Origin of the sequence: Paenibacillus sp. O199 (genome assembly GCF_001636635.1) — a bacterium.
In the GTDB taxonomy this organism is placed as follows: Bacteria; Bacillota; Bacilli; order Paenibacillales; family Paenibacillaceae; genus Paenibacillus; species Paenibacillus marchantiae.
Map to the genome: position 1 here is coordinate 59,399 of NZ_LGRP01000022.1, position 26,859 is coordinate 86,257.

23 protein-coding genes are annotated in these 26,859 nt (G+C 46.5%); 17 read left to right on the forward strand and 6 right to left on the reverse strand.

The window, feature by feature from the left end:
* Positions 1–63 precede the first annotated feature (63 nt).
* From A6049_RS24145 to A6049_RS24170, 6 genes are all read left to right on the forward strand, one after another.
* Complete coding sequence (locus A6049_RS24145) at positions 64–1,824, forward strand: sensor histidine kinase (protein ID WP_063567086.1); 1,761 nt, start codon at positions 64–66, stop codon at positions 1,822–1,824.
* On the forward strand, positions 1,799–3,391 hold the full coding sequence (locus A6049_RS24150) for a response regulator transcription factor (protein ID WP_063567087.1): 1,593 nt from the start codon (positions 1,799–1,801) through the stop codon (positions 3,389–3,391). Before A6049_RS24145 ends, A6049_RS24150 begins: the two co-directional genes overlap by 26 nt.
* Before the next feature lie 99 nt (positions 3,392–3,490).
* Positions 3,491–5,143 carry an extracellular solute-binding protein gene (locus A6049_RS24155; RefSeq protein ID WP_063567088.1) on the forward strand — a complete coding sequence of 551 codons (1,653 nt, stop codon included), beginning with the start codon at positions 3,491–3,493 and terminating at the stop codon, positions 5,141–5,143.
* Between the two features lie 303 nt (positions 5,144–5,446).
* Entirely contained in the window at positions 5,447–7,135 is a 1,689-nt protein-coding gene (locus A6049_RS24160; protein ID WP_063567089.1) for a DUF6138 family protein, read from the forward strand.
* Positions 7,136–7,200: 65 nt separating this feature from the next.
* Positions 7,201–8,247, forward strand: coding sequence for a hypothetical protein (locus A6049_RS24165; protein ID WP_063567090.1), 1,047 nt, complete (start codon positions 7,201–7,203; stop codon positions 8,245–8,247).
* A gap of 348 nt (positions 8,248–8,595) precedes the next feature.
* Positions 8,596–10,335, forward strand: a complete 1,740-nt coding sequence (locus tag A6049_RS24170) for a hypothetical protein (protein ID WP_145921950.1) — start codon at positions 8,596–8,598, stop codon at positions 10,333–10,335.
* A 211-nt stretch (positions 10,336–10,546) separates the two neighbouring features.
* Here the strand turns inward: A6049_RS24170 and A6049_RS24175 are convergent, their stop codons facing one another.
* Both A6049_RS24175 and A6049_RS24180 read right to left on the reverse strand, forming a co-directional pair.
* On the reverse strand, positions 10,547–11,650 hold the full coding sequence (locus A6049_RS24175; RefSeq protein WP_063567092.1) for a stalk domain-containing protein: 1,104 nt from the start codon (positions 11,648–11,650) through the stop codon (positions 10,547–10,549).
* A 611-nt stretch (positions 11,651–12,261) separates the two neighbouring features.
* Positions 12,262–12,468 carry a hypothetical protein gene (locus A6049_RS24180; protein WP_063567093.1) on the reverse strand — a complete coding sequence of 69 codons (207 nt, stop codon included), beginning with the start codon at positions 12,466–12,468 and terminating at the stop codon, positions 12,262–12,264.
* Positions 12,469–12,805: 337 nt separating this feature from the next.
* On the opposite strand from A6049_RS24180, the gene A6049_RS24185 reads away from it, so the two are divergent.
* From A6049_RS24185 to A6049_RS24205, 5 genes are all read left to right on the forward strand, one after another.
* Entirely contained in the window at positions 12,806–14,434 is a 1,629-nt protein-coding gene (locus tag A6049_RS24185) for a copper amine oxidase N-terminal domain-containing protein (RefSeq protein ID WP_063567109.1), read from the forward strand.
* Positions 14,435–14,744: 310 nt separating this feature from the next.
* Complete coding sequence (locus tag A6049_RS24190; protein WP_063567094.1) at positions 14,745–15,197, forward strand: disulfide oxidoreductase; 453 nt, start codon at positions 14,745–14,747, stop codon at positions 15,195–15,197.
* A 17-nt stretch (positions 15,198–15,214) separates the two neighbouring features.
* A complete protein-coding gene (locus A6049_RS24195; RefSeq protein ID WP_063567095.1) occupies positions 15,215–15,661 on the forward strand; it encodes a FixH family protein in 447 nt (148 codons plus the stop codon).
* A gap of 173 nt (positions 15,662–15,834) precedes the next feature.
* The gene (locus A6049_RS24200; protein WP_063567096.1) at positions 15,835–17,316 is read left to right on the forward strand and encodes an alpha/beta hydrolase family protein; all 1,482 of its coding nucleotides are present in this window, start codon (positions 15,835–15,837) and stop codon (positions 17,314–17,316) included.
* A gap of 24 nt (positions 17,317–17,340) precedes the next feature.
* Positions 17,341–17,748, forward strand: a complete 408-nt coding sequence (locus A6049_RS24205; protein ID WP_063567097.1) for a MerR family transcriptional regulator — start codon at positions 17,341–17,343, stop codon at positions 17,746–17,748.
* Positions 17,749–17,862: 114 nt separating this feature from the next.
* Here A6049_RS24205 and A6049_RS24210 read toward each other — a convergent pair whose 3' ends face one another.
* The 4 genes from A6049_RS24210 to A6049_RS24225 form a co-directional block, all read right to left on the reverse strand.
* Positions 17,863–18,540 carry a succinylglutamate desuccinylase/aspartoacylase family protein gene (locus A6049_RS24210; protein ID WP_063567098.1) on the reverse strand — a complete coding sequence of 226 codons (678 nt, stop codon included), beginning with the start codon at positions 18,538–18,540 and terminating at the stop codon, positions 17,863–17,865.
* 95 nt (positions 18,541–18,635) lie between these two features.
* Entirely contained in the window at positions 18,636–19,604 is a 969-nt protein-coding gene (locus tag A6049_RS24215; protein ID WP_063567110.1) for an ABC transporter ATP-binding protein, read from the reverse strand.
* A gap of 22 nt (positions 19,605–19,626) precedes the next feature.
* On the reverse strand, positions 19,627–20,427 hold the full coding sequence (locus A6049_RS24220; RefSeq protein WP_063567099.1) for an ABC transporter permease: 801 nt from the start codon (positions 20,425–20,427) through the stop codon (positions 19,627–19,629).
* Complete coding sequence (locus tag A6049_RS24225) at positions 20,424–21,200, reverse strand: ABC transporter permease (RefSeq protein WP_063567100.1); 777 nt, start codon at positions 21,198–21,200, stop codon at positions 20,424–20,426. The genes A6049_RS24220 and A6049_RS24225 overlap by 4 nt, the downstream gene beginning before the upstream one ends.
* Before the next feature lie 305 nt (positions 21,201–21,505).
* On the opposite strand from A6049_RS24225, the gene A6049_RS24230 reads away from it, so the two are divergent.
* From A6049_RS24230 to thiD, 6 genes are all read left to right on the forward strand, one after another.
* Complete coding sequence (locus A6049_RS24230) at positions 21,506–22,348, forward strand: DegV family protein (protein ID WP_063567101.1); 843 nt, start codon at positions 21,506–21,508, stop codon at positions 22,346–22,348.
* Positions 22,349–22,483: 135 nt separating this feature from the next.
* Positions 22,484–23,203: a response regulator transcription factor gene (locus A6049_RS24235; protein ID WP_275078665.1), complete on the forward strand. Its 720-nt coding sequence runs from the start codon at positions 22,484–22,486 to the stop codon at positions 23,201–23,203.
* Complete coding sequence (locus A6049_RS24240; protein WP_481853295.1) at positions 23,200–24,132, forward strand: sensor histidine kinase; 933 nt, start codon at positions 23,200–23,202, stop codon at positions 24,130–24,132. Before A6049_RS24235 ends, A6049_RS24240 begins: the two co-directional genes overlap by 4 nt.
* Positions 24,133–24,261: 129 nt before the next feature.
* Entirely contained in the window at positions 24,262–25,185 is a 924-nt protein-coding gene (locus tag A6049_RS24245; RefSeq protein ID WP_063567102.1) for an ABC transporter ATP-binding protein, read from the forward strand.
* Entirely contained in the window at positions 25,178–25,876 is a 699-nt protein-coding gene (locus A6049_RS24250) for an ABC transporter permease (protein ID WP_063567103.1), read from the forward strand. The genes A6049_RS24245 and A6049_RS24250 overlap by 8 nt, the downstream gene beginning before the upstream one ends.
* Positions 25,877–25,980: 104 nt before the next feature.
* The gene (gene thiD / locus A6049_RS24255; protein WP_063567104.1) at positions 25,981–26,793 is read left to right on the forward strand and encodes a bifunctional hydroxymethylpyrimidine kinase/phosphomethylpyrimidine kinase; all 813 of its coding nucleotides are present in this window, start codon (positions 25,981–25,983) and stop codon (positions 26,791–26,793) included.
* Positions 26,794–26,859: the final 66 nt, after the last annotated feature.

The following is a 26,859-nucleotide window of genomic DNA, read 5'->3' on the forward strand; positions in this document are numbered from 1 at the left end:
GGTTTCAATATAAAATAGGACTTCGATGTGTATCTTTACTTTAATCCGGGACAGGGTGAAGCAATGAAATTTACAGTATTCTCAAAAACAGTCATGCTGCTGGTCTGCTTGCTGGTACCCATCTTGCTGCTCTATACCTACGCGAATCAGGCGAACGTGGACATGATCGTCGAGGAGAAGCAACAGTCCAGCTTGAACCAGTTCAACTATTTTAGCTCTCAGGTGGATAAAAATATTGAACAGCTCTCGCTTTACGGGCTGACTTTGCTGCGTGATCCAAGCATTCTACACTATCGTTACATGACAGAATCGACCAGCCAATATGAGAAAAACAGCATCTATCTCGATATTCTCGACAAATTGTCACTATACCAGTCCACCAGCCGCTGGAAGAACGATATTACCATTGTTCTGCCTCAGGCAGAGCTGGTCCTATCCACCATGTCCAACCGGACGGTCTTCAATGAGAAGATGTTAAACTTTCCACAGCCAGGCCGATGGCAGTTGAACGAAGGCAGCTTCACTTATTTCTTTACGGATAACTACGAGTGGAATGAAAAACCTGTGACCACGGATGTACGAACGGTGATGGAGATTGATTTTGACCCGATGAACATTGTTGCCATGCTGGATGATTTCAAGGAGGCCCAGGGAGGAGATCCCTTTCTTCTCGTCCCTGGCAACGAGCCTCTGTTAAATCGGAGTGCGGACCCCGAGCTCGTGGAAGCGGTGATGCGGGACATGCCATTAACCGAATTGGATAGTGAAGGCAACCATCAGCTGGAGGTGGGGGGCAAGCAGTACTTGGTCAGTTATGTGCTCTCCAAACAACTAAACGGAATCTATGTTAACCCGGTTGTACTGGATGATTTGCTTACGCCGATGGACAAGAGCCGAAATATGTTTATAACCTCGATTTTGCTGCTGCTCGTGCTCAGTATTGGCGCTGCCCTGTTGTTATACCGAAAGGTACAGGTGCCGATACAACGTCTGATGAGAGGTTTGCAGCAGATTCGCAAAGGACAGCTGTCCACACGAATTCCGGTCGATCACTCCCGGGATGAATTCGCTTATCTGACGCAGAGCTTCAATCACATGGCCGAGCAGATTCAGGAGCTGATCGAAAAGGTATACGAGGAACGCATTCGCTCGCGGGAAGCGACGTTGAAGCATCTGCAATCACAGATCAATCCTCATTTCCTGTATAATTGTCTGTTTTATATTAAAAATATGACGCAGCTCGGCAACCGCGAAGCGGTTATTGCCATGTCGCTCAGCCTGGGAGATTACTATCGCTACATCACACGTGATGAGAACGATATGACGACCGTGGAAGAGGAAATCCGGTTGTTGGACAATTATTTGTCCATCCAACAGATGCGCACCAACCGTTTGTCGTATGAGATCGCTGTACCGCAAGAACTGATGCAGCAGCACATTCCGAGGCTGCTGATCCAGCCTATTGTGGAGAATGCAGTCATTCACGGCATTGAACCGATGGAGGGTAGCGGTCACATCGTAGTTACAGGTATGGCAGCACAAGAGCAAATCGATGGAAGGGAATACACACGATACAGTCTGTTTGTCGATAACGACGGTGTTACTTTGACGTCGGAAGAGATTGCTAGTCTTGAGCGAGAAATCAATGAACCGATGGGTGAAGAAATAGGCACGGGTACCTGGAATGTACACCAGCGGCTCGTTACACGATATGGTCATTCTTCAGGGCTTCATTTTGGAGTGATCCCTTATGGGGGTCTCAGTGTGGAAATACGATGGTTTGAGGAGGAATATCCTAATGATGAATCTAATGGTCGTGGATGATGAACATTCAGCGGTGGAATCGATTGCAGCCTCCATACCGTGGAGAGAACATGGGATTGGGCACGTATATAAGGCGTACTCGGTGAAAGAGGCATTGCAGCAAATGGCCGCACATCAGGTCCATATTATCATCACCGATATTCGTATGCCGGGCTTGTCTGGTCTGGATTTGGTGAGTCATATTCGTCAAAAGTGGGAGCGGACCAAATGTATCATTTTATCTGGACATGCATCCTTTGATTATGCGAAGCAGGCACTCCGTCATGGAACAGTGAGTTATCTGCTGAAACCAGTGCGGGATGAGGAGTTGATTGAAGCCGTGCAGCAGGCCTCCGTCCAGATTCGGCTGGAGGGAGAGAAACAGTTGATGCACCAGCGCGCCATGTATTCGGTGAGAGAACATTTACCGGAGAAGCGGGCGGGATTAATGAAGGATGTGCTGCTTGGACATAAATTTGTAGAGAGCGAACTTGTGGAGAAGCTGGAGCAATTCGAGATTGGATTCCGTCCCCAGGACAAAATGCAGCTGCTGCTTATCCGCTATGATGACCCACAGCCAACAAACAAGGCATTCCGTTTAATGAAATACGCCATCTCTAACGTCGTGGAAGAAATCTTTGGCAGCAGCTATCATCTCTGCCATACGGACGATGCGTATGATGATCTCGTTTTCATGGCAAGTCCGAAACAGGCACAGTCTGAACCGGAACTGCTGATGGGGCGGCTCGGAGAACGGCTGCTTCACAGTGTGAAGCAGTATTTAAACGCGACGATTTCACTATCAGTCAGCCGGATAGGCCGTTTTCCAGAGCAAGTTCCGCAGCTTTACCATCAAGCTGTAAGTGCCTTGCGCAAGCAGGCGGAAGCAGGCAAAGGGTTGCATCTCAATGCGGCTGCCGGCTCCCATGGATCAACATTGAAATCACTTGCGGCACTTTATGAGCCACCCGGACTGACCGCACTGCTGGAAGCAGGACGGATGGAGGACGCCAATCGCAAGATTGATGCGATTTTTGCCGAGTTATCGGATAGTGTGTTCCCGGAGCATGTCTATGTTGCTTTTCACTATCTCGCAGCCGCATTCTCCTACATGGCTCATCGGGAGGGCAGACAGTTGTCCGATGTCCTTGGTGAGCAGTATCAGCAACTGTTGAAGGACGGCTACGGCGTGTCACTTCGGAGTCTGGAAGCATGGACCCGGAGCGTGATGGAACAATGGGCTCTAAGCACAACCGATACGGGCCAGGAAAGTGGATCGAACATGATCAGACAGGTCCAGCAATGGATTGACCACCATCTGGGAGAAGATCTTTCCTTGCAAGTTATTGCGGGGGAGGTTCATCTGCACCCGGTATATTTGTCCAAAATGTATAAACAATCGACGGGTGAAGGCATTAGTGACTACATTATCCGTTCCCGGATGGAACGTGCTGTTCACTTGCTGAAACACACGGCAATGAAGATTTATGAAGTCGGTCAGGAAGTGGGATATAACAATACCCCTTATTTCATTCAAGTATTCCGTAAACATTATGGCCTGACCCCGCAGGATTTTCGGAACGGTTAACAAATCAATATGAACATTGAAATTGTGATATATGTTTGCTTCCCCGGCTGCACTATCCTTTTCATGTAAGGGTATTCAAAGTGATTGAGGAGGGGTTTCATGTATAGAAAAATGATGACTGCATTGCTTGCACTGACGATGGTTGCCGTAACGGCATGCAGTTCGGGGGCAAAGGAAGAACCATCCAAGGAAGCGGCTGCACCACTTGCGCTGCAAGATGGTAAGTATGAACCTGCGGTTCAGATGAGCTATTTGCGAGCCTGGAATGATGATACAAAGTTTAAGAACGGAGAAACTGCACAGAACAACGTGCACACCAAATGGGCCAAAGAACGTTTGGGCATCGATCTGACCACACCTTGGGCTGTATCCGTGACCAATGATGCTTTTTACACGAAGCTTCGTCTCTCCCTGTCGGCTAATGAAGAGCTGCCGGATATCGTCTCCATCCGTGGTGACTACAATCTGGTGCGTGAGTTGATTGAGTCGGGTAAATTCGCCGATGCAGGTGAACTGTTCGATAAGTATGCATCTGACACATGGAAAGGGGCTGCTGAATCCGCACCGGAAGAGTGGTACCCGTACATGTATGAAGGTAAACGGTATGGCGTTCCGATCTTTGACTATGCTTACAACGGAGACCCGGTAATGTTTATCCGTGAAGACTGGCTGAAGAAGCTTGGACTGGAAGAACCAAAAACGATCGATGAGCTCGTTACGGTGATGGATGCATTTACGAATCAGGATCCGGATGGTAACGGTAAGAAAGATACGTACGGTCTGACGGTCGGCATGAAAAATGCCCTCAATACCTGGATGACTGAATCTGGCTGGATCTTCGGAATGTATAACACGATGCCAGGACAGTGGAATCTGAATGCAGAAGGAACACTGGAATACGGCTCGGTTCAACCGGGTGTGAAAGAAGGACTTGCAACGATGAAAGACTGGTTGTCCAAAGGCTATCTGCCGAAGGAAGCCGGCGTATATGATGAGATTAAGGCGGCTGAATTGTTTACAGCAGGCAAAGCGGGAATCATTGTGGGACCGCACTGGATGCCGAACTGGCCGATCGATGATGTGAAGAAAAATGTGGACGGCGCTACCTACAAAGCAATTGCCCTTCCAACCGGACCGACTGGCGAGAGCCATCACCACGGTTCAGGTGCTAGCAACGGGGTCGTGTTGATCAACAAGGATATGGCAAACCCAGAAATATTCTTCACGTATCAAAATTATTTGTTTGATAACTTCGCTAATCCAGAAGTGGGTGGGGAGTTCGAACATGGCTTTGCCCAAGGATATGACTTTGATATTGTAGATGGCAAAGTGCTTGGTGAAGCTGATTTGAAAGACGGCGTATCCCCGCTGAAGTATACACTTACTTATGATGGTGCCCGTATTCCTAACCTGATGATGGATACGTTGGCAGAACTCGCTACAGGTAAGGAAGCAGAAACACCTTTCGAGAAAAATACGAAAATTGCCAACAAACCTGAAGTATTTGCTGCGGCTCAAGTCGTGGTAGCTCATAAGGATGATGCAATCAAGAACAAATTTACGGGTGCACCTACGGATACGATGAAGATGAAGAAAGATGCGCTCGACAAGCTGGAGAAAGATACGTTCAGCAAAATCATTTACGGTCAAGTTGGCATCGATGAATTCGACGCGTTCGTAACGAAGTGGAAATCCATGGGCGGCGATCAAATCACAACGGAAGTCAATGAATGGTTCAAAACAGTCAATTAATACCGTGAATGATTTACGAGATGAATCATACTAAAGTAATACAAGAAGGAAGAAGTATTTCGTGAATACACCGGATTTGGGCGGAAAGTCGCCTGAATCCGGTGTTTTTGTTTTGTATGCGGAATGCTTAGACATGTACGGAAGAGCTTATCCATTAATTTCTCTGCGTACAACCGTGCGTAAGACTTATTGTTTCGCAGATGCGTGAGAGAGTAAGATAATAGGTAATATACGAACATCAATACGTAATTTTAGCATAGATGGTTTGAGGAATGATCTGATAAATGGGAAGGTGGTCGAAGCATGAGTACACTCTATGATCAGGCAATGGAAGAGATGATTGAGGTCATTGAAGAATGGTTTAGTGAACAGTTGAAGCGGGACGACCTGGAAAAGGCTGTGAAGCGAACAACGCTGCAAATGGGGATTTTTAATGATATTTTGCTGGATTACAGACCTGGACGGACTACAGTAGACAGTGTGGATCTTGGATTGGATGAGGGATTGAAATCGAAGAATCCCGGTCCCTTTACCGAGGAACAGGTACGAAATGAGATCCAGCCCAAGCTTGTAGAAGTGGTTCAAGAGAAATTGGACAAGCTGGCGGATACACCGTTGATCGACTATCGGTTTACCTTTCGCGGGAAATTTCCAACGACAGAAGGAAAGCTGCAAGTGACCATGCTCGAATATATCAACGAAGGGAAAAGGCAGCAGTTGCTTGAGCTCATTCATACATACGTAGACCATAAGCTGCTAAAAGGTTCATATCCAACAAAGCCGTTGGAATCCTTTTTTTTGACGCGTCACCTGCTTGATCCGAAATTGTTCCCTGAACCGGACGTTGCGTGGACTATAGCACAATATGATCGCATACAGGAGTTAAATAAAGGGCGTCAGGAAGCTCTGGCGGAGCATCGTGGTGATATTATTCGTGCGATAACGTCTTGGGCGGAGAATCATTTTTTGCCACGTTACTTTGATGTACAGCCTTCTGCATACAGCGCCAATGTATATACACTTAAGCCAGGTGCTTCTTTGGAGGAGGACCAGCCAAAGATTGAGCATGGGCAGCAGGTGGCACAGCCTATCGATCTGCTGCTGTATGCAGCCGTGATGATTCTTCGTTATGAGCCTAGTTACAGTAAACCGAAAGGCCTTACTTTCTTGGAACTGGCCAAACAATTGGGTAGTAGCCGTGCGGTTCGTATGATGACGGAAGGTAGCGGAACCTATGCCAAGGAAGATATTCATGTGAAAAATGAGCAGATGGAATGCACAGCCAACGATGTGTTCTCGATCATTACTATCATCATTCGCAAGGAAGAAGTAGCTGCCTACAAACAGGCCCTTGGTTTTATCACCCGTTTGCTGAAGCAGGGCTTCCCCAAAAGTTACAAGATCAAGCTCAAATCCAGCGTGAAGCAGTATCTGCCGATTAAAGGGCTTGCGAAGTCGGATACCCATCGATTTTTCGCAAACGCACTGGAGTACCCGGAGCTGCGTCCGCTACTTGAAGAGTATGCACGTGCAGCGATCGAAGAGTTCGAATTTTATGCGGATACAGAGGGTGAAAAGAACTGTATGCCCGGCAGTTATGCAACCTTCGGACTTGGATTGGCAGATGAGCGGTATTTCCCGTTGGTTGAATATTACATGGGTGAAGTGGATGATGAGCACCAGTTGGTACAGGATAAATTCACCGTTGCCTTTGCTGAGACACATGGTGTAACGGCCAGTTCCATACCTGCATTAGTTACCTGCCTGCGTCGCTCTACGGATTCCCTGAAGCTGAAGATTCAGCCAGAGTTGGAGGATGAGGAGAAGCTTGAACTTCTGGTCCAATCGCTGCAAGGAATGGAAACCTATGAAGTGGAGCATGTGTTGTATCCGATCTGGGGCAAGGTAGAGAAGCTTGCAACGCTGGCACGCAAGGCTGAGGGAAGACGGAAAGAATTGCTGTTAGAACTGTTAAAGGCCGCAGGGAAATAAGGAAAGGCCCGTTAGGGCTTTATAAAGGTTAATGTATAGGGATACAAGTAAAGGTGGATGAGTATATGGGGCCATTGAATCGAGATGCATGGAAAGGGCTGTCTGCTCAGGAAAAAGAGGAATTGTTGCGTGTGATGGTCAGTCATTTTCCTACAGGTATGAAGTATGAAGGCTTGGAGACATTTGAACGATTCGGTCAGCGAATCGAGACAGGTGTATTTTCGTATGATGAGCAGAGATTTGTGTTTGTGCCTGGTGATCGGGTGACACTCGGCTGGGATCGCTGGCAGGAGGGGATGAACGAGGAAACTTCCTCAGATTTGCTGGAGACGGTCAGTGAGTACGGCGTGGAGGATGTGGATTTTTTCTTAAGCAGCCAGATGTCTCCGGTTAGGGAAGTGCACATGGCTCCCATGCTGGTGGAGTGCAGGAACCATTCACTTGGCTGGATTGAAGTGACGGAAGCTGAAGCGATGGCGCAAGAGAGTGCCTATTTTGCAGAAGAGTTGGAGAAGTTTAAGTTGTCCGATCTGAACCAGTATGAACTGCATCAAGAGTTCCGTCTGGTTCGTCAAGGTGAGGCAGTACAGGTATTTTGGTTCAATGAAGATTTGACGTTGGAGTATTTAATCAATGAAGAAGCAAAAGCGGGTTTTGGTTTGCTTACTGAAGATGAGTGGGAGTATCTGTATGGAGGGGGCTGCCGTACGTTATTTCCATGGGGAGACAGCTTCGACTACACGATGAAATTGAAGCATTTTGGAAGCCTCGAAGAGGTGGAGGGAATTGTGGATGAATCGGCAGAGCCGGACCCTTCTCTAGTAGTTGAGAATGACCGTCCGTATGATCTGGAGCTGCCCAACTTTTTTGGCGTCCAGTTTGCTGGAGATCCCTATAACTATGAGCTTACGCTTGATGCGTCTGGAAACATGATGCCCAAAGGTGGCGACGGTGGCGCGATGATATGTGGCGGCAATGGGCCATTGGTTGGGTTTCTACCCGCTGCAGCTGTATACTATCGTGATGGTAATGCAGGGGAATTGGACTGGGAAGATATGATCGATTATATGAACTATCGGAGAGTGATTCGTTTAAACGATTTGGAGGTGTAAACGTTATTAAAAAATAGATCTTCGACTGCGAACTGGAAGTAAATGTAATGAATGTTTAGGTCGGAAGTTCTATACTTAACAGGTCACATAAAATATACATTACTAGAGAAGGAGTTAAGTATGTCCAGAATATCTATTTGTTTAGTTACTGTGTTGGCTTGCGTTATGCTTTTTTCCTTACCCGGACTAACAGTTGCAGCTTCTAACCCTGGAACCAATAAGCAAAGCACGCAATCCGCAAGCACTTCTTTAAAGGAACGTGTGAGGCACAGCATTAATTTTGCGATCAGAGAACATGAGGTTGTTGTAGAAACCATCCGAACGAGTTTTGATACAGGTGAAAGAAAGGTGAATGAATATCACTTTACCGAGAATGCAGTTCTCCCCCAAATTTATACGGGCTCAACGATAACTTCAGGGCATTCTGATACAATTGTTTCCGATACACCACTAGGCTTAAAGGGTTACATAACTTACTATGCTACGGATAACAATCAATATTATTACGTCTTATATGAGTATGATTACAGTAGCAACTCTCTTCGCAAGGTACATGAAGGTGAAAATAGAATTTACTTGGAGCCACAATTAGGGATATTTTATACGCTTTATGTAAAAGAAGAACATAAACCAATATACTATTCCATGACTACAGGCAACAAGGTATATACTGGCGGGCAAATTTTGCTTGAGAAGGATTTTACCGATACGGATTATGCCATCTCACCACTCCCGCAAACCCGTAACGTTGGTGTATATTGCACAAGTAAGTACCAATGTAACTATATTGAATATGGTGGTGCCAAAGGAAAGACAGCCAAGGTGAAACAGCTTTGGATGAAGCATGACATAAAGACAGGGCTGTCTACCAAAGCTTTTCAGGCAAGTACAGATGTTAATCTGAATATCTCACAAACCAACACAAGAGACCGCAAATCCGATTGGACTGTTGTTGCGACCAAGAATGGAAAGAAAATAACACTTCTGAAAGATCGTATTGGCTATGTTCATACGTCTGTCTCACCAGAAAGAAAAACGCTGATACTGGTTACTGAGAATGGACTGGATAGTAAGATGGAATCGTCCACGGTTCATTTATATGACCTAAAGACCCTCAAACTGATTCGAACTTATGATTCTCCCTATCGTGCTCGCACAGAGGGTGTTCAGTGGATAACAGAGGATGAATACATTATTGAACAGTATTTTTCAGCTCCAGGTTCATTTCCTCCCTCTCTATATATCATTTCAGAGAATAAACATCTGAAACTGCAATATGATACATACCGAGAATGGAAGGGCTACTGGGATTCATTTCAATTTTCTGGCATATTCTTTCCTTTACAACCCGTAGCCATCAAGTCCGGAGAGGGAGTATTGAATTATAAGGGACAACCTTCATTTTATTTGGAGGGGCAACATTATGTTCCTCTAGAGGAATTTGCCAAGGCTTTTCATATTCAATATGTATTGGGTAAGGACCAAATCACATTCAGTCGTGGACAGCGTTCTTCCAGTGTGGCTCGATCCTCAAGTAAATTGCTGACACTCTATAACCAGACCTTTATTCCTTTGGGACAATGGAACAAGGATTTGGGGCTCAAAGTGTCTGAAACGAAGGCTTACTGGAGTAACAAAGAATTATTAATTAGTGATGATGAGCGTAATACGAGTACAGTCATGACACCAGAAAACCTTGCTTTTCATGCGAGTGCCCGGCGAATGGAAAGAGTAGGGGATATGTACAAGTTGGATCAGATCAATACAAATTCATTGGAATCATCTGAACCGGATCGTATTAACGGTGTGGTTCTGAATTTTGACCGAACTTTGACTTTATCAACTTCTACTCTCCATTACATGGATCTAACTAGAGTGTTGTTTACCAATCAGGACTATACCAAGGTGCTTGGGACGTTTTCCATAACGGACATGCCAGAAGCGAGGTGGGGAATCAGTACGGAAAAGATTCCAGAGCAGGCGTTACAAGATGGTGTTCTGACCATGATTATACCAACGAAGGAAGATGAATCTACACTTGTCTACACTTTGAAACTTCCAGGCCCTTTTGACAAAAATAATTTCTAATCCTAGATGCTCAGAAGTACAGCTGAAATTTTATATAGCTGTGCTTCTGGGCATTTATTGGATCAATATAATGAAATTTGTTGTCTGACCGTACAGATGATTTTTACATAAGAAAAAAACACATCGAAGTCTCACTTGTTTATAGAGAACTTCAATGTGTCTTGATATAAATATTTATTTTTATGTTAGTTGATTTTCTAATAATTAGCCTTTATTTCACTTTTTGCACAGATACAGCCATTTGCTCCAGCTGTGTATGAGTCAACCCATTATTTGCCGAGCTAAGGGTTACATAGCGATCATCCAGTTTGAATGTCAGCATGTCGGTTTGATCCGGTGTGTACCATTTGGCGGTAACACCGTTTGGCAGTTTAACATTTTTGCCGTCATAGCTGAAGGAATAGTCTTTAGGCGACACAGTGACATTCATGTGATTGAAGACAAAGTTTACACCATCGCCGCCAGCAGCTACGTTTTTGAATGAATCTCCGGCAATCATGTGTTGTGGTGCGTAAGCAGTCTCGAATCCTTGGAATTTCGCAAAGGCTTTGCGGATGGCGGCTGACTGTTCTTGGGTATATTTCACATCAGCGAAGCCCGTAATGCCCTGATCATTGCCTTGAACCTTTTGCACAGATACAGCCACTTGCTGCAACTGAGCCTGAGACAGCTTATGGTCAGGTGAGCTTATTGTGACATAACGATCATCCAGTTTGAACGTGAGCATACCCGTTTGATCGGGTGTGTACCATTTGGCTGTGACACCATTGGACAGTTTTACGTCTTTGCTATTGTAACCGTCCGAATAGTCTCTTGGAGACACATCCACTTTCATATGATTAAAAGTAAAGCTTACTCCATCGCCGCCAGCACCTACACTTTTGAACGTATCACCTGCAATCATCTGTTGAGGAGCGTATGCTGTCTCGAAGCCGTCGAACTGTGCAAACGCCTTTTGAATGGCTTCTTTTTGCGCTGCGCTATAGCTCACATTGCTCAATGTAGAAGGATTGCTTGTAGCTTCGCCGATGATCACCTGTCCTTTTTTACCGTCATACGATACAGGTACATGCAGCGCATCAGCAATGGCACGTACAGGCAGATAAGTTGAATTGTTGTAAGTGATTGGAGCCAGTTTCTTGCCATTGCCATCCGTTGGTGAGTATGCCGCACCGTCTACATTGAAGCTGATCCCGTGGTTGAGATATGCCGAGATCTTCTCCAGTTGAGTACCTGCGAATACGCCCGTTGCTCCTGTTAATGTCATGCCCAGTACCATCATCGTTGCTGCGGATTTCTTGAAGTTTTTCTTCATGTGTATAACTCTCCTTTAGTTTATATAAGTTGATTTGGGGGATTTACACCTTACCACTCCGAGTGCAGTACCAACTTCCGATCGCTCTTATCCCCAGATTTTCTTGAATCCTTTTATAAGGGGAAATCCGGGGATAAAGGCGAACGCTACGCTTCTTCAGATTGGTTCTGCCCTCTCCGTTATGGTGTAAAAGTCAGATTCAACTTATATATTGTGTTTTTTTAAATGGCTTGCTGTCCTTATGGCTTTATATTACCCGCTGAACATATCCAGAATAATTCTGAATTATCTCCAACTTGTAAACATGTGTAAGGATCTTGGCATTTGGAATTTGTTATTTACAGAGGAGAGCATTCACATTATAGATGTTGGAGAAGCAAGGAGAGAGAAATGGGAGAGAATGTAGATGATTTTGAGCAGGGATACACGCAGGAAGGTAAGTTTTTCAGCAGGAAAAGTCTTTATGAACAAATTCATTTGTGGGTGATACGTGGACTCTTGGCCATCATAAGAGAGAGGGGAATGGTTCGCCAAACCATCCCATATGTACAACGAAATTTTAAAATTACTCGAAAAGTTCAGACATGTACTTTGCTGAGAGTAAGCGCTATTCAGTTCACTAAATACAGGACGAAACCGCCTATGCCGAGAACGATGGCACCAACGTATACATAAGTAAGTTTGCTCAGATTTTGCTTGGTCCTGCGATCATATTCGGGGTTGCTGGTCTGATTCGCTTTCGAATTCCCGATGATCATGGTAGCAATTCCACCGAACAGGGCAATGCCAATAATTAAAATATAGGGCAGCAATGTCATGCGATGAACCTCCTTCATTGAAATCAATCGTTCTGTTCATTGTACTTCAAGTTTACCTTGGATGTAAGCTTATTATTGATAAATTAAGGAAAATAAAGTCCTTCACTTACAGTATGTATGCAGTGCTGAATGGAGCGAATCACTGTAATTTTAAAATTTTAAATTTGAGATAAACCTTGTTGTGGCGCGTATTTGCGGCTTTCCTGGACGGAGGATGCAATTTTTTTTGCCCAGAAAGGTGATCCAGATTGAAGAACCCTGCGTTACACCCTATGAAGACGACGACGAGGAAACAAAGGATAAACAAAACTAACCGAGGAGTGAACACGTAATGAAAATGAAAATGAAGAAATTTATCGCACCCATGCTGAGCTTGACGTTATTAATGCCAGGAATCGCCGGGGCTGCTGCAGCACCACAGACACCAATGACTACAATGAAGGCAAGTGTTAATACACCTGCTGCTGACCTGAGAGCGAGCCTGGATCACCTGTTATCCGAACACTTTGCACTCGCAGTAACCGCAATGGCGAAGGCATATGACGGAGCAAAAGATGCAGACGCAGCTTACAAAGCACTCGACCAAAATGCATTGGATATGCAGCCGGCAATCGCTTCCCTTTACGGTGATGCAGGAGCCAAAGAATTCGAACGTATCTTCCGCGCTCATAACAAATATACAGATGATCTTGTGAAAGCAACTAAGATGGGTAACCAGGCTGGAATCAAACAGGCACAGAATAATATTAACGGTTTTGTAGAAGAATTCTCTACATTCCTCAGCACCGCAACGGAAGGCAAATTGCCAAAAGCGGCAGCTAAAAATGCTTTGAAAGTACATGAAGATCTCGTGCAAAAAGTATTTGATGAATATGTAGCAGGTGACTATACAGATGCATACAAAGCTTACCGTGAAGGTTTCAAAGAAATGTTCGACGTGAGTAAAGCACTTTCCACAGCAATCACAACACAAATGCCTGAGAAATTCGAGAACAGCAAAGCGGACACACCAGCAGCTGATCTGAGATCTGCACTGAACCACTTGGCTTCCGAGCACTTCGCTCTGTCGGCTCTGCAGATGCAAGAACAATATGATGGCCGCACAGCAGCATCCAATGCACTGGTTACAGCTGAAGCTGGAAACACAGCGGATTTCAAAGCAGCGATCGCTTCCATTTACGGTAATGACGGTGCCAATGCGTTCGAGAAAATTTGGGTAACCAACCACGTGAATGCACAAAGCGACTATGTAACAGCCGTTAAAAACAATGATGCAACCGCTCGTGCAGCTGTCGAGAAACGTATTGACGGATTCACAACGGAGTTCGCGACATTCCTGGATTCCGCAACAGCGGGTAACTTGCCAAAAGCTGCCGGACAGCAAGCATTGACTACACATGAGAAGCAAGTACAACAAGTATTGGATCAGTACGCTGCGGCTAACTACGGAGGTTCGTACACGACCAACCGTGAAGGATTCAAAGTTATGTTTGGTGTAGGTCAAGCCTTGGGTAATGCAATTGTCACGCAATTCAATGATAAATTCCAAGAGCAACCCACTACACCGACAATGCCTGAAACAGAGACAACAACTGTATGGATGCAGCTGAACAGCAAAACGCTGAAAATCAATGACAAAACAACCAACATGGACACCACGCCAATGCTCTGGAAAAACACAACCTACATTCCATTGCGCTTCTTGAGCGAAGGAATTGGTGCAACCGTGAAATGGGATAAAAAAGCACAACAAGTAACTGTAATGGCTGGCAATGATACACTGAAGTTCTGGGTGAACAACAATGTTATGGAAGTGAACGGCATGAAGAAAAATGTGGGCGCAACAGTCTTTGTTAACAAAGATGGACGTACACAAGTGCCACTGCGTTTCATCGCTGAGCTTCTTGGCTGGGATGTAAAATGGGCGCAAAAAGATGGCTCCATCACACTGACTAAATCCATGTAATCACTATTTATAAAAAGAAGAACGAAAAAAGCTGCCCCATACGGCAGCTTTTTTCGTTTTCATTTCAGCGCCTTTACCTTCATCTTACTTGGTGAACCTGCAATCCAATCTGCATCACATGGACGCAAAAAGGCCACATCAAAATATTCAAAAATTTGGTATAATTGAGGGAGCCAGCAACCTCGCCGTAACGTATAATTGATCACGGTACGGTGGTGGACTGTACATAATCGGATTCACTAGCCCGTTGGAGTCATGTATGTTGTATTATTATTCGGTATGATCAAACAAGAAAAGGGGGTTCAAGCGGATGGACACAGCTTCAAAGCCTGAGCGACGGGCAAAACATATTGATACTCGTCTGTTTATTGCCTGGGCCGTATCAGTCATTGCGACTGGGGGCAGCCTTTATTTTAGTGAGATTAAGGGATACATCCCCTGTGATCTGTGCTGGTTCCAACGGATCTTCATGTATCCGTTAACGATTTTACTGGGCATTGCCTACTTCAAGGATGACGTGGGCATTACCAAATATGTTCTTCCGCTTAGTTTCATCGGAGGCGGAATCTCGTTATATCATGTTACAATTCAGCGTATCTACTCGGCTACAGGTAGTTCAGTGGCATGCGGACAAATTCCGTGTTATACCGATTATTTGAACTGGTTTGGTTTTATCACGATTCCGTTACTTGCACTGATCGCATTTATCATCATTATTGTTATGCTGTGGGGAATTGGCAAAACACCAAAATCTTCTTTATAAGAAAGGACAGATGATTGATGAGCGGACAAGTCCGTTGGTTCATGCCCTTCATCATTCTGATCCTCCTGATCGTGGGGTGTTCGGAACAGAAGCAGCTCCAGTCAGGTGAGATGCCGGAGATGATCAAGGTGAAGCTCATGGTACCGGACAAGGTGTCCATTAAGGAAAATGTTTCCTTGCAGATCCAGCTTACACAAGGGGGGCAGCCTGTGAATGATGCGGACCGTGTACAGTTTCAGATCTGGAATGAACAGGATGAACCCGAGGCACCATCTCTGGAACAAGGCATGATGAGTGCAGAAGAGCTTGAAGCCAAGGGGGCCATCACCGCGAAATCAGCAGGTGAAGGATTGTACGAAGCAAGCTACGCGTTTGAGCAATCCGGAGTCTATATCGTACAGGTCCATGTTACTGCTGGTGCAATGCACACCATGCCTCGAACGAAGGTAACTGTGGAAGAATAAATCGATGAATACAGCCCGATAATGTTTACGTACAAGCCACTTCCGGCCGCGTCATTTATCGGGTTTTTGCATGTGTAATTCGTGATTGTAAATTTCTCGTTTTTATACCTTGACCTTGAAGTATACTTCAAGGTTTATCCTTGATGTATTACAACATGTTGGAGGTAAGAACGATGAGAATTTTGGAATGGATTTTGGTCATTGTGACGGTTATTAGCGCAGTCGTCATGTTGATGGCTCCCAAACGTCGGGCAGTGAAAGTAGGTACGTTGTCGGCATTGGCACTGGTTATTCTATTGCATGGGGTAATCGATCGTTTTCGTGTGCAGCTGTTGCCCACCTATATCGTAGCCCTTGTTTTACTGACTGTATTGGCGATTCAACTGTGGAAGTCCGGACGCAATATGCAGAACATACAAAAACCGAAACGTCGTTCGTGGTTCAAAACCATCTTGGCATCTATTCTGGTGCTGGCTCTCAGTGCAGGTTCAATGGTGCTAACGTCGCTTTTCCCTGCATTCACGATGCCTGAACCGACAGGTTCATTCGCCATAGGCACCTATTCGCAGCAGTTAACGGATGAATCTCGGGAAGAGACCAAGACGGCTGAAGCGGGTGATAAGCGAGAACTTATGATTAATGTCTGGTATCCTGTAGATCAGGAAACAGCCAAAGGATTACCGCTAGAGCATTATCCTGCCGAGTTGGGAGAGGCGATCAGTCTCGTATTTGGCATTCCACCGGTGGTGTTCAGTTATCTTGATACGATTCCCACGCATGTGGTCAAAGGCGCTGAGGTGTCTGCCGCACAGAGCAAGTATCCAGTATTGCTGTTTTCACCTGGAATACGCTCTGCACGCTTTCAAAGTATGACCGCGATTGAGGAACTGGTAAGCCACGGCTACATTGTTGTTGGGATCGACCATCCGTATACCTCAGCTCAAGTGACATTCCCGGATGGACATGTTGCTTCTTATGAGCCGGATCCTGAAGACCTAACGTCAGAGGAAGTGTATCAACATAATATAGAAGGTGTTGGCATTCGTGCAGCTGACGCAAGCTTTGTACTGGATACGCTCACCCAGTGGAATAAACATGATCCGAATCAACTGCTCGAAGGCAAGCTTGATCTGGATCATGTCGGTATCTTTGGTCACTCTTATGGTGGTGCGACAACAGCGGAAGCACTAGCGCAGGATAGCCGTTTCAAAGCAGGAGTCAGTTTGGAAGGCGGATTCTGGGGGAGTGTATCCACTACAGCCTTGAAACAGCCGTTTATGTATATCATGTCAGGTGGAACAGCCAAAAGTTTTGACCCGAACGCCACTGCCAAGGATAAAGTGTTTTATCCTGAGTTTGAAACGGATTTGGATCGGGTGATGACAAGCAGTCTCAATGATACGTATTACTTGACCGTGGATCATTTCTTCCATCAGAGTTTCACGGATATTCCGTTAATTTCACCTAAACTGTTTGCCAAAGGCATAACACCAGAGCATAATGTGGACATTACAAGATCATATACATTGGCCTTCTTTGACCGTTACTTGAAGGGAGAAGAGCAGCAGCCTTTGCTGGAAGGGTCGTCAGACCGTTTTCCCGAGGCCACTTATGATAACAAGTATACCAAGCTGCGGAGCAATCAGGCGGAATAACTCGGAGATGGATGGAGGAGTAGCATGAAAACCATGACAAGAGGAGAGTTAGCCAAACGTACGGGTGTGAGCATGGCAACGCTCCGGTACTACGAGGACAGTGGAATTCTGCCTGCTCCCCGTCGTTCGTCCAACGGATATCGTGTGTATACCGAGGATTATCTGGTTAAGGTCAAATTCATTAAGGATGCTCAATCGCTGGGTTATTCTTTAAAAGAAATACAGGATACGTTACAGCTGCTTAGTCAAGAGGACATGGAGAGTGAAGCACTTAAAACACTTGTACGTGACCGAATTGAAGAGATTCAGTCGCATATCGATAACCTGCAGCAGATGCAGACACTTCTTGCCGGGTTGCTCCTGACGCCAGAGCATGATATTCACAATTACATTGAATCTTTCCGGATCAACAAGGAAGATGGCAATTCATAAGATAACCCTGTAACCAATAAACACCTTCATAGATCATCCCTGACGCGTTTGGCGTGAGAGATATCTTTGAAGGTGTCTTTTATGTTTCCGGCTCTTCATAACGATTCAAGCAATTCAAAACAGGCCTGCTTCGCGCAGGAAATGGTCCACAATTTCTGTCTGATACTTGATCCGGTCTGATCGGTTCAGACTCCAGCAAGTCTCTACGGTAACCGAGCGAGCTTGAAGCAGGCGAGCTGCGGCTGTTCGTGCTGAACCGGGCAACTCGTGCTGCTTCAAATTGAAGTACCTGTCACGAATGGGAATCGAACGATTCATTCGCCCTATAATTCGTTTGCATACCGGAACAGCCTTGCTGCCCGGATTGGTAATCAAGGTTTGTCCCAGTACCCGTGAGCTGCGTTGGGATAATCCATTGGCTTCATGTAGGTCCAGCCACCAGGCAGGTCCATATTGACGGGCAAGCCGAAAGACAGCGGAAGCAAGCGGATGTTTGGCTTTGCCAGAAATATGCCGTGGGAAGGTGCGATTTAAATCAGGTTTTCCTCGGCTGTTGTTTCGATAAGCCTTTTGATTCACTCGTGGAATAATAATGAGGAGTCCACGAGCCACGTGTCGCCGCCCTGCCATGCAATCATTAGCCAGCTTCTGCGCAGCGGCCATGCTCGCGGTTTCATTTCCGTGAATGCCCGATGTAATCATGATGACGGGTCCGGGCTTCGTGCCTCGAACGAGGTAATAGGGAGTGGCGTGTGCACTGGATGCAGCAAGTGTGTGTTTGGTAACAAGCATGACACTTCACCTCCGCTATTACAGTACGTCATGTCCTTCCCGCATGTAACGGCATTTGAACAGGCCCTCATCCAGTTCTGAATAAAATAGGCCAGTCAGTACACTCGATGAATAATATCCTCGAAATCCGGTTCTTTCATCTCGACATCCTCTATCTCGCCCCATTGTTCGAGCTGCTTCAGAATGTCCATCGTGCTCCACTCTTTTCGATTTACCTCGACAGTGACGATCTTGCCCTCTGCCCCTGTGATCTGAATGGTGGTTGATATAGCATCCGGGATATGATACGAACCGCGATACGTCACTCGAATAATCGTTGGCAGACCGATGGTTTCGCGCAGAGAGGGGATGGAGCCATCATACGTAAGTTGACCGTGATTGATCACCATCACCCGACTGCATAGCTGCTCAATGTCGTCCATGTCATGAGTGGTCAGCAAAATCGTTTTGCCAAACTCTTCATTTAACGTACGAAGAAATTGACGTATGTTCCGCTTTGCGTTCACATCCAGTCCAATCGTCGGCTCATCGAGAAAAAGCAATTCCGGGTCATGCAGCATGGAAGCTGCCAGGTCGGCACGCATTCGCTGTCCAAGCGAGAGCTTGCGGACAGGCGTAGCCCAGAACGATTCCAGATCCAGCAGCTCGGCGAACTGGGCCAATCGTTTCGTTTTGTCCTCCGCACGAACTCCGTACATCTCGGCCAGAATATCATACGAATCCTTCACGGGCAGGTCCCACCAGAGCTGGCTGCGCTGTCCGAACACAACACCGAGACGTCCAACCGTGCGGCGTCTTTCCTGGTGTGGATTCATACCACCGAGCAACACCTCACCCGAGGTCGGATGAAGGATGCCCGTCAGCATTTTGATCGTGGTGGATTTGCCAGCCCCATTGGGGCCGATATATCCAACAAATTCTCCTTTGCCAATATCAAAGCTAATGTCTCGAACCGCTTCCTTGGACAGATACTCACGTGAAAACAAGGTGCGAAGCCCGGAGAACCGGCCCTCGCGAACCACAGGGGTTTTGAATTCCTTTTGCAGATGCCGCGCTGTAATCATAGTCATGACGATATTCTCCTCCTTAGCTACCTGTACTTTGATATTTGGTTAAACCGAATTTCCAGAAACGCAGACTTGCGGCCAGACTCAGGAAGGCTACAACAATAATGGCACCAAGAACCCACGCACCTAGTTCGCCGCGAAGCAAATAAAGTGACGGAACATAGTTAACGAAACCCACCGGGATTACGGTCAGCAGAATGCCAGACATCCATTTGGGATACAACGTCAGCGGATATTGGGCAGCCGTACGCGCCGCATCCTCGGTGATCGTCTGCAATTCCTCAATGCGTGTGGTCCAGAATCCAAGCGTTGCCGTGGCAAGCCCAATCGAAAAAAGAATGATGGCACCGGTCAAGATGACGAGCAGTGAGAAGGGGATGACAGTCCAACCGATCTGTCCGCTATGCATCATGCCTGCCAGAGACCAACAGAGAATAAAACCGCCTTGTAACACTTCACCAGCCATGATCCGGAAATTTTGTGGCAGTAAGGCCAGCAACACGGGCATCGGACGGGTTAACAGTTGATCGAGTTCGCCGCCGACCAGATACTTTTCCAGATGATGCACTTCGTTGCCAAACGTTCGATACAGTGTCTTGGATAGGGTCATGATCGCGAAGAGGTAACCAATTTCATGAAGGGACCAGCCTTTAATGGCTCCGAATTTGTGCAGCACCAGAGCAACCATCAGAAACTCGGAGATTTGAATCAATGCGGCCAGAACGGAGGCCATGACAAAATTGAACTTGTATTGCATCCGACTGCGGATGCTTGTTCGAATGAGCATTTTATATAAAGTGAGCCAGGAAGTTGTTTTCATCCGCCCTGCACCTCCACTTTACGGCGCAATACCTGGGTGATCGCCAGACAGACGAATGTCATGAGGACGCACCAAATCAAGGTTCCCCATAACAAGGAGCCATTTTCATAACCCAGATAGATTCGGGTCGGGACATAGAGCAGGAAAGGATAGGGAGATAACCAGGCAATTCGTTCCAACCAGTCTGGCAGCCATTCCAGCGGAATGAAGAAACCAGCAAGCAGATTCATCATGGCGTGATTGCCCCAATGCAGCCAGGAGGACTCCGTAGTCCACATCGCGGTGGCGCCAATAATGTAATTCATACAGATGGATAAATAGGATGCGCCGGCAAGACCAATTGCGGCAAATAACAGGGTTGAAGCTTCTGAGGGCCATTGCAGAGAAAATACGATGGAGAAGAGTAGGTAAATTGGAATGCTTTTGTACACGAACTGGTAGGCAATCTGCCCCCATTCACGTGCCATCAGGTGGGTGAACAGATGAACCGGCCTCATGAGATCAAGCGCGATCTGCCCTGTCCTGACCGTGAGTGGAATACCAAGTCCATTGGTGAGAAAACCCGAGATCCAGAGAGAGGATTGCGTAAACGCAATGTAACTGACCATCCCCTGTGTCCCGTATTCTCCGAGAGAGTGGTCGGCCCCGATACCAATCCAGAGACAGGCATACATGTAACCGAACATGGCGCTTGCCAGGTTATGTACCATGTGGGCCCCGCGGTATTGCAGGTTCCGGGAGTAGGCTTTGGAAGCCAGAGTGAAATAAAGCATGTGACACCTCCGATAAGTTGGTTGAACGGCGGTTCCGTTCACTTCAGTCAAGGCGAAAAAGAGAGAAGGACAACAGCATACCAATTTATTCCTTCACAGGCAAGACATTTTTTTGGCATATACCGGAAGAAATGAGGCTGTTCAACAATGCGCCACAAGACAGTGGTTTGTCCGTTCCTTTATAATTGGGGGGCAAAGACGCAAACGTTTACAATATGAACTATTCAAATTTTAAATAATCCGCCGGGCATGTGCCTGACGATTGAGGATACAGCTTCAACAATCCGGCAAGAGAGAAGGTTGGCATGAGTAAAATTGCATGGGTCACGGACAGTACGAGCACACTCGATCCGCTATTTGCTGAGCAGAATCATGTGTACATCGTACCTCTTCGCATCGTTTTTGGAGAGGAATGTTATCGAGAGACAGAAGACATCTCGTCGGAATTATTCTATGAGAAACTGGATGGGGCTTCACGCGCAAGCAGCTCACAGCCGCCGATTGGTGAATTTATTGAACTGTATGAGTCGTTGAAAGGTAAGTACGATGAGATCATTACCATTCATTGCTCCACTGCGCTTAGCGGTACGCTGCACACATCGATGCAGGCTGCCGAAATCGCAGGTGTGACGGTTACCGCCATCGATTCCAGAGCAGGCGCTTATCCGTTGCGGGAGATGATTTTGCAAGGACTGGAATGGCAGAAGCAAGGCCATACAGCTGCCGAGATCAAACTTCACATCGAACAGATGATAGATAACATGTCCTTTTACCTCATTCCGGCCAGTCTTCAGCATCTTCACCGCAGTGGACGTGTGTCGGGAACCCAGCTTATTCTTAGCCAATTGTTGAAAATTCATCTGCTGCTTCGATTCGAAGAGGGCAAAGTGGTTGTGAATGAGAAAATTCGTACGTTCAAACGGGCCAAACAGCGTATGCTGGATGTGCTCAAGGTGGATATGGGGAAAGTGAAGCATGTATGTATCATGCACGCGAACAATCAGGAAGAAGCCGTTACAATCAAACAGCAGATTGCAGATTTGCTTCCCCGCTTGAAGACGGAAATTATGCCTTTTATCCCTGTGGTCGGAATTCATGCAGGTGCGGGCACGATTGGACTGTGCTGGATACGAAGCGAGACGGTATAAGGTTGTAAATGAGACCTGGCAGGAGGTTCACTTTGAAACATGAAGTGGCGAACCTGCCGGGTTTTTCGTATTTCATTGCCAATTGATGCAAACTGTGAGGTAATAAAGGAAAACGTTCAAGTTGGAGGGAATAGCGTGTCAAGTTATCGCTTGCTGCTTGTTGAAGATGATCGCTCAATTAGTGAAATGGTCGGTCCTTATTTGGAAAAAGAGGGCTATGACGTCTCTTATGCATATGACGGACTGGAGGCGGAACGTCAATTCAGCCAATCACCGTCAGGCTATGACTTGGTCATTCTCGATCTGATGCTGCCACATAAAAATGGTATGGAAGTGCTTCAGACCATCCGTGCCACCAGTCTGGTGCCTGTGCTCATCCTGTCTGCAAAGGACGGAGAGGTGGACAAAGCCCTCGGCCTGGGATTCGGCGCTGATGATTACTTGAGCAAACCATTCTCGCTGATCGAGCTGACAGCTCGGATCAAGGCGGCTATTCGTCGTGCCAACTATACCGCACAGCCTGCAACTGTGGTCGCTCCGAAGGTACAGCGCATTCACATTGGCGGACTTGTGGTCGATACGGAAACGTATGAGGTGGAGCGTGATGGCATACCTGTAAAGCTTACATCCAAGGAATTTGGTATTCTCAAAATGTTTATCACCCACCCTGGCAAAGTATTTACCAAGGCTCAAATCTACGCCTCTGTCTGGAATGATCATTATTATGGCGACGAAAATATCATTAATGTTCATATGCGTCGTCTGCGCGAGAAGCTGGAAGTTGACCCCTCCAACCCCCGGTATATTAAAACATTGTGGGGTATCGGCTATAAGCTGGAGGTGGACCCGGCGTGACGTTGATCTTTGCCTTTTCAACCGGGATATTGGCTCTTATCGTCATTCTATTAAGCGTAAGGCTGCATAAACGTAGTACCCATCTAACTTACATACATGAGAAATTGACCTCTATTATAGATAAGAACACATTTGAACGCCTGCTCGTCTTTAACAGTGACCCCCAGATAAGCCAGCTCCTTAAGGACATGAATCAGCTGCTGGATCATGCACATCGGGCTGAGGCGGGTTATGCCAATCAGGAGAAGGAGATGCGCAACATGCTCTCCAATATCTCACATGATCTGAAGACGCCGCTTACGGTTGTGCTTGGTTATAGTGAAACGCTGCTGCATAGCACTTCCTTAACCGATCAGGAACGCGTAATCATGACTGGCAAAATCCAGGATAAAGCGCAGGAGGTGCTGCGTCTGATTCATTCCTTTTTTGACCTGGCAAAGCTGGAGTCGGGGGATAACGAGCTTGCTCTGACTAGGGTCAATGTAAGCGAATTGTGTCGCTTGAAGATGATCTCTTTTTATGACATGTTAACGAATCTGGGTCTGCAAGTGGAGCTGTCCATTCCGGAAAGCGATGTCTTTGTGAAAGGCAATGAGGAAGCACTGGACCGTGTGCTGGATAATTTGATCACCAATGCCATGAAATATGGAGCAGATGGCAAGGTGCTTGGCCTTTCACTGGAGTATTCAATAGGCGAACAAGTAACACTTAGCATCTGGGATCGAGGCAAGGGCATTCCTGAACAGGAGCACAGCCGTGTATTTGAACGTATGTATACGCTGGAGGATTCCCGTAATCGTCTCTATCAGGGAAGTGGTCTGGGTCTGACCATTACGAAGCGGCTGGTGGAGCGGATGGGTGGAAGTATTGAGTTGCATAGCGTACCTTTTGTACGAACTGTATTTTCGGTTTCTTTGAAACCTTGTTAGGCGCAATTTATACCTTTCACGATAAGCTTAAGGTTTTTGTAAGATTTGATTAATAAAAAAGAAGACTTTTCTCTTTACAATACAGATATAAGAACTCGTCAGGGACGAACGTAAAGGAGAATAAAGAACATGACCTATATTGCGCGGACCATAGGTGTGACTAAGACGTATGCAGGGGCAGAGGTTGTATCGAACGTCAATATGAGTATCAAGCAAGGGGAGATTTACGGGTTTCTTGGTCCGAATGGTGCGGGGAAAACGACGATGATGAAGATGCTCACCAACCTCGTGAAGCCGACTGTAGGCGAGATTGAATTGTTTGGAGAAAAGCTCACGCCTACTTCTTATGAATTGCTGAAACGAATGGGCAGCATCATTGAATATCCTTTTTTCTACGATAATCTGTCCGCCAAGGAAAATCTGGATCTCCATTGTGAATACATGGGGTTTCATAACAAAAAGGTCATTAACGACATGATTGAAAATGTAGGTCTCAAGGATACTGGCAAGAAGCCTGTTCGTGACTTTTCTCTGGGGATGAAACAGCGTCTAGGCATCGCTCGTGCGCTGATCACAACACCGGAACTGCTCATTCTGGATGAACCGATTAACGGGCTCGATCCCGTAGGCATCAAGGAGATGCGCGATTTGTTCAAACGTCTCAGCTCCCAGTATCGCATTACCTTGTTGATCTCCAGCCATATCCTCGGGGAAATTGAGCAGGTTGCAGACACCGTTGGGGTCATTCGAAATGGGCGTCTGGTTGAAGAAGTATCCATGGACAGCATTCGTGGGAGCCACAGCGAGTACATTGAGCTGCAAACGTTGGACCCACGTAAAGCGACCTATGTGATGGAACATCAGCTAGCGTTGAAAAATTATAAAATGATCGATGACCATACCGTACGTATCTATGATCCAGGCATTGCTCCATCGGAATTGACAGGCAAGCTGATCGGGCATGGCGTTGAGATTGAATCCATTTTCAAACGTGCTCATTCATTGGAAGAACACTTCATGAGCTTAATGAAAGGGGATGGGGACGTTGCTTAAACTGATCCAGCTGGAACTGCGCAAACATCGGTTTGCTCGAAATTTCAGAACGGCAGGAATCGCCAATCTCGTCCTTATCCTGTTTCTCATCATGATAGGATTCACCGACCAAGGGGCAGAAGATTATACTTTTGCTGATTACCATGTCTCCTTCATGTTAATAGATACGTTCGCCAGAGCCGTATTTATCATCTTGGGCGGTGCGCTGATAGCGAAACTGATTATTAGTGAGTATCGAAATAAAACGATGAACGTCATGTTTACCTATCCGATCAAGCGCCAGAAAATCATTGCTGCCAAGTTGATTATCATCTTTATTTTTACCTTTATGATGATTTTGTTTACCGATCTGCTGATGGGAGCCTTGCTGGTTATCACAAACCAATTCTACTCCTTCATTCCCGACACGTTGACGATGAGTGATGCACTGGTACTGCTGCTGAAGTACACGATTAGTTCCTTGTCCGCTGCGGCCATGGCTCTGATCCCTCTATTCTTCGGAATGCGCAAACATTCGGTCACGACCACACTGGTATCATCCATTCTGCTTGTACTTGTGGTGTGTTCCGGATTTAATGGACCTTCTGTGTCAATTAACTCTATCGTCTTCATTCCATTAACACTGGGGGCGATCGGACTGTGGATTGCTTCGCTGTCCATGATTCGTCTGGAGACAAAAGATGTGAACTGATTCCTTTGGAAACCATACTCCGTATGGCTTCACATGCCATTGACATCTGCTCGTACAAGGGATAGGATAATGTCAACTGAAGGACGAAGGAGAATGCAACTACCATGACGATTCCAAAAACATTAACAATCGCTGGTTCGGATACGAGCGGCGGTGCTGGGATTCAAGCAGATTTGAAAACTTTTCAGGAGCTTGGTGTGTATGGCATGACTGTGCTGACTACTGTTGTGGCTATGGAGCCTGATACGTGGGATCACCAGGTTTTTCCTGTGGAATTAAATGTAGTCGAAGCTCAACTGCGCACCGTTCTGGACGGTATCGGCTTTGATGCAATGAAGACGGGCATGCTGGGTTCTGTAGACATCATTGAATTGGTTGCGAAGCACATCCGCCGGAGCGGACTGCCACAGATCGTTATCGATCCGGTAATGGTCTGCAAAGGTACGGACGAAGTGCTGCAACCTGAGAATACAGAAGCAATGATCGAATTCCTGTTGCCGGGTGCTGATCTGGTTACCCCGAATCTGTTTGAAGCATCGCAGCTCGCGAAAAGTGGACTGATCCGCTCCAAGGAGCAGATGGAAGCTGCGGCAGCTGTCATTCATGATCATGGGGCGAAACATGTCCTGATCAAGGACAGAGGCGTTATTAACCCGGGTAAAGCAATGGATCTTCTCTATGACGGAACGAACTACGAATGGTTTGAAGCCGATGTTGTTGGCTCCGGATATACACATGGTGCAGGCTGCACCACATCTGCGGCAATTACCGCAGGTTTGGCGCGCGGTCTTACTGTGAAAGAGGCTGTTCGTGAAGGTAAAGCCTTCGTGACCAAAGCGATTGCTGGCGGATTCCCGCTGAACCGCTTTGTTGGCCCAACGTTGCATGTAGCACACCGACTGGAGAATCAACGCTAAGCGGTGCGCACATGTAGTGTGTAATCGCGGAGAAAAAACGTGGTCTCAGCCGGAAGTAGCTGTCAA

Coding starts and splice junctions, on each gene's coding strand:
- A6049_RS24155 (WP_063567088.1), top strand. CDS start 3,491: ATGTATAGAAAAATGATGACTGCATTGCTTGCACTGACGATGGTTGCC.
- A6049_RS24185 (WP_063567109.1), top strand. CDS start 12,806: ATGAAAATGAAGAAATTTATCGCACCCATGCTGAGCTTGACGTTATTA.
- A6049_RS24225 (WP_063567100.1), bottom strand. CDS start 21,200: ATGCTTTATTTCACTCTGGCTTCCAAAGCCTACTCCCGGAACCTGCAA.
- A6049_RS24195 (WP_063567095.1), top strand. CDS start 15,215: ATGAGCGGACAAGTCCGTTGGTTCATGCCCTTCATCATTCTGATCCTC.
- A6049_RS24145 (WP_063567086.1), top strand. CDS start 64: ATGAAATTTACAGTATTCTCAAAAACAGTCATGCTGCTGGTCTGCTTG.
- A6049_RS24210 (WP_063567098.1), bottom strand. CDS start 18,540: ATGCTTGTTACCAAACACACACTTGCTGCATCCAGTGCACACGCCACT.
- A6049_RS24150 (WP_063567087.1), top strand. CDS start 1,799: ATGATGAATCTAATGGTCGTGGATGATGAACATTCAGCGGTGGAATCG.
- A6049_RS24200 (WP_063567096.1), top strand. CDS start 15,835: ATGAGAATTTTGGAATGGATTTTGGTCATTGTGACGGTTATTAGCGCA.
- A6049_RS24180 (WP_063567093.1), bottom strand. CDS start 12,468: ATGACATTGCTGCCCTATATTTTAATTATTGGCATTGCCCTGTTCGGT.
- A6049_RS24220 (WP_063567099.1), bottom strand. CDS start 20,427: ATGAAAACAACTTCCTGGCTCACTTTATATAAAATGCTCATTCGAACA.
- A6049_RS24230 (WP_063567101.1), top strand. CDS start 21,506: ATGAGTAAAATTGCATGGGTCACGGACAGTACGAGCACACTCGATCCG.
- A6049_RS24205 (WP_063567097.1), top strand. CDS start 17,341: ATGAAAACCATGACAAGAGGAGAGTTAGCCAAACGTACGGGTGTGAGC.
- A6049_RS24175 (WP_063567092.1), bottom strand. CDS start 11,650: ATGAAGAAAAACTTCAAGAAATCCGCAGCAACGATGATGGTACTGGGC.
- thiD (WP_063567104.1), top strand. CDS start 25,981: ATGACGATTCCAAAAACATTAACAATCGCTGGTTCGGATACGAGCGGC.
- A6049_RS24245 (WP_063567102.1), top strand. CDS start 24,262: ATGACCTATATTGCGCGGACCATAGGTGTGACTAAGACGTATGCAGGG.
- A6049_RS24160 (WP_063567089.1), top strand. CDS start 5,447: ATGAGTACACTCTATGATCAGGCAATGGAAGAGATGATTGAGGTCATT.
- A6049_RS24215 (WP_063567110.1), bottom strand. CDS start 19,604: ATGATTACAGCGCGGCATCTGCAAAAGGAATTCAAAACCCCTGTGGTT.
- A6049_RS24190 (WP_063567094.1), top strand. CDS start 14,745: ATGGACACAGCTTCAAAGCCTGAGCGACGGGCAAAACATATTGATACT.
- A6049_RS24165 (WP_063567090.1), top strand. CDS start 7,201: ATGGGGCCATTGAATCGAGATGCATGGAAAGGGCTGTCTGCTCAGGAA.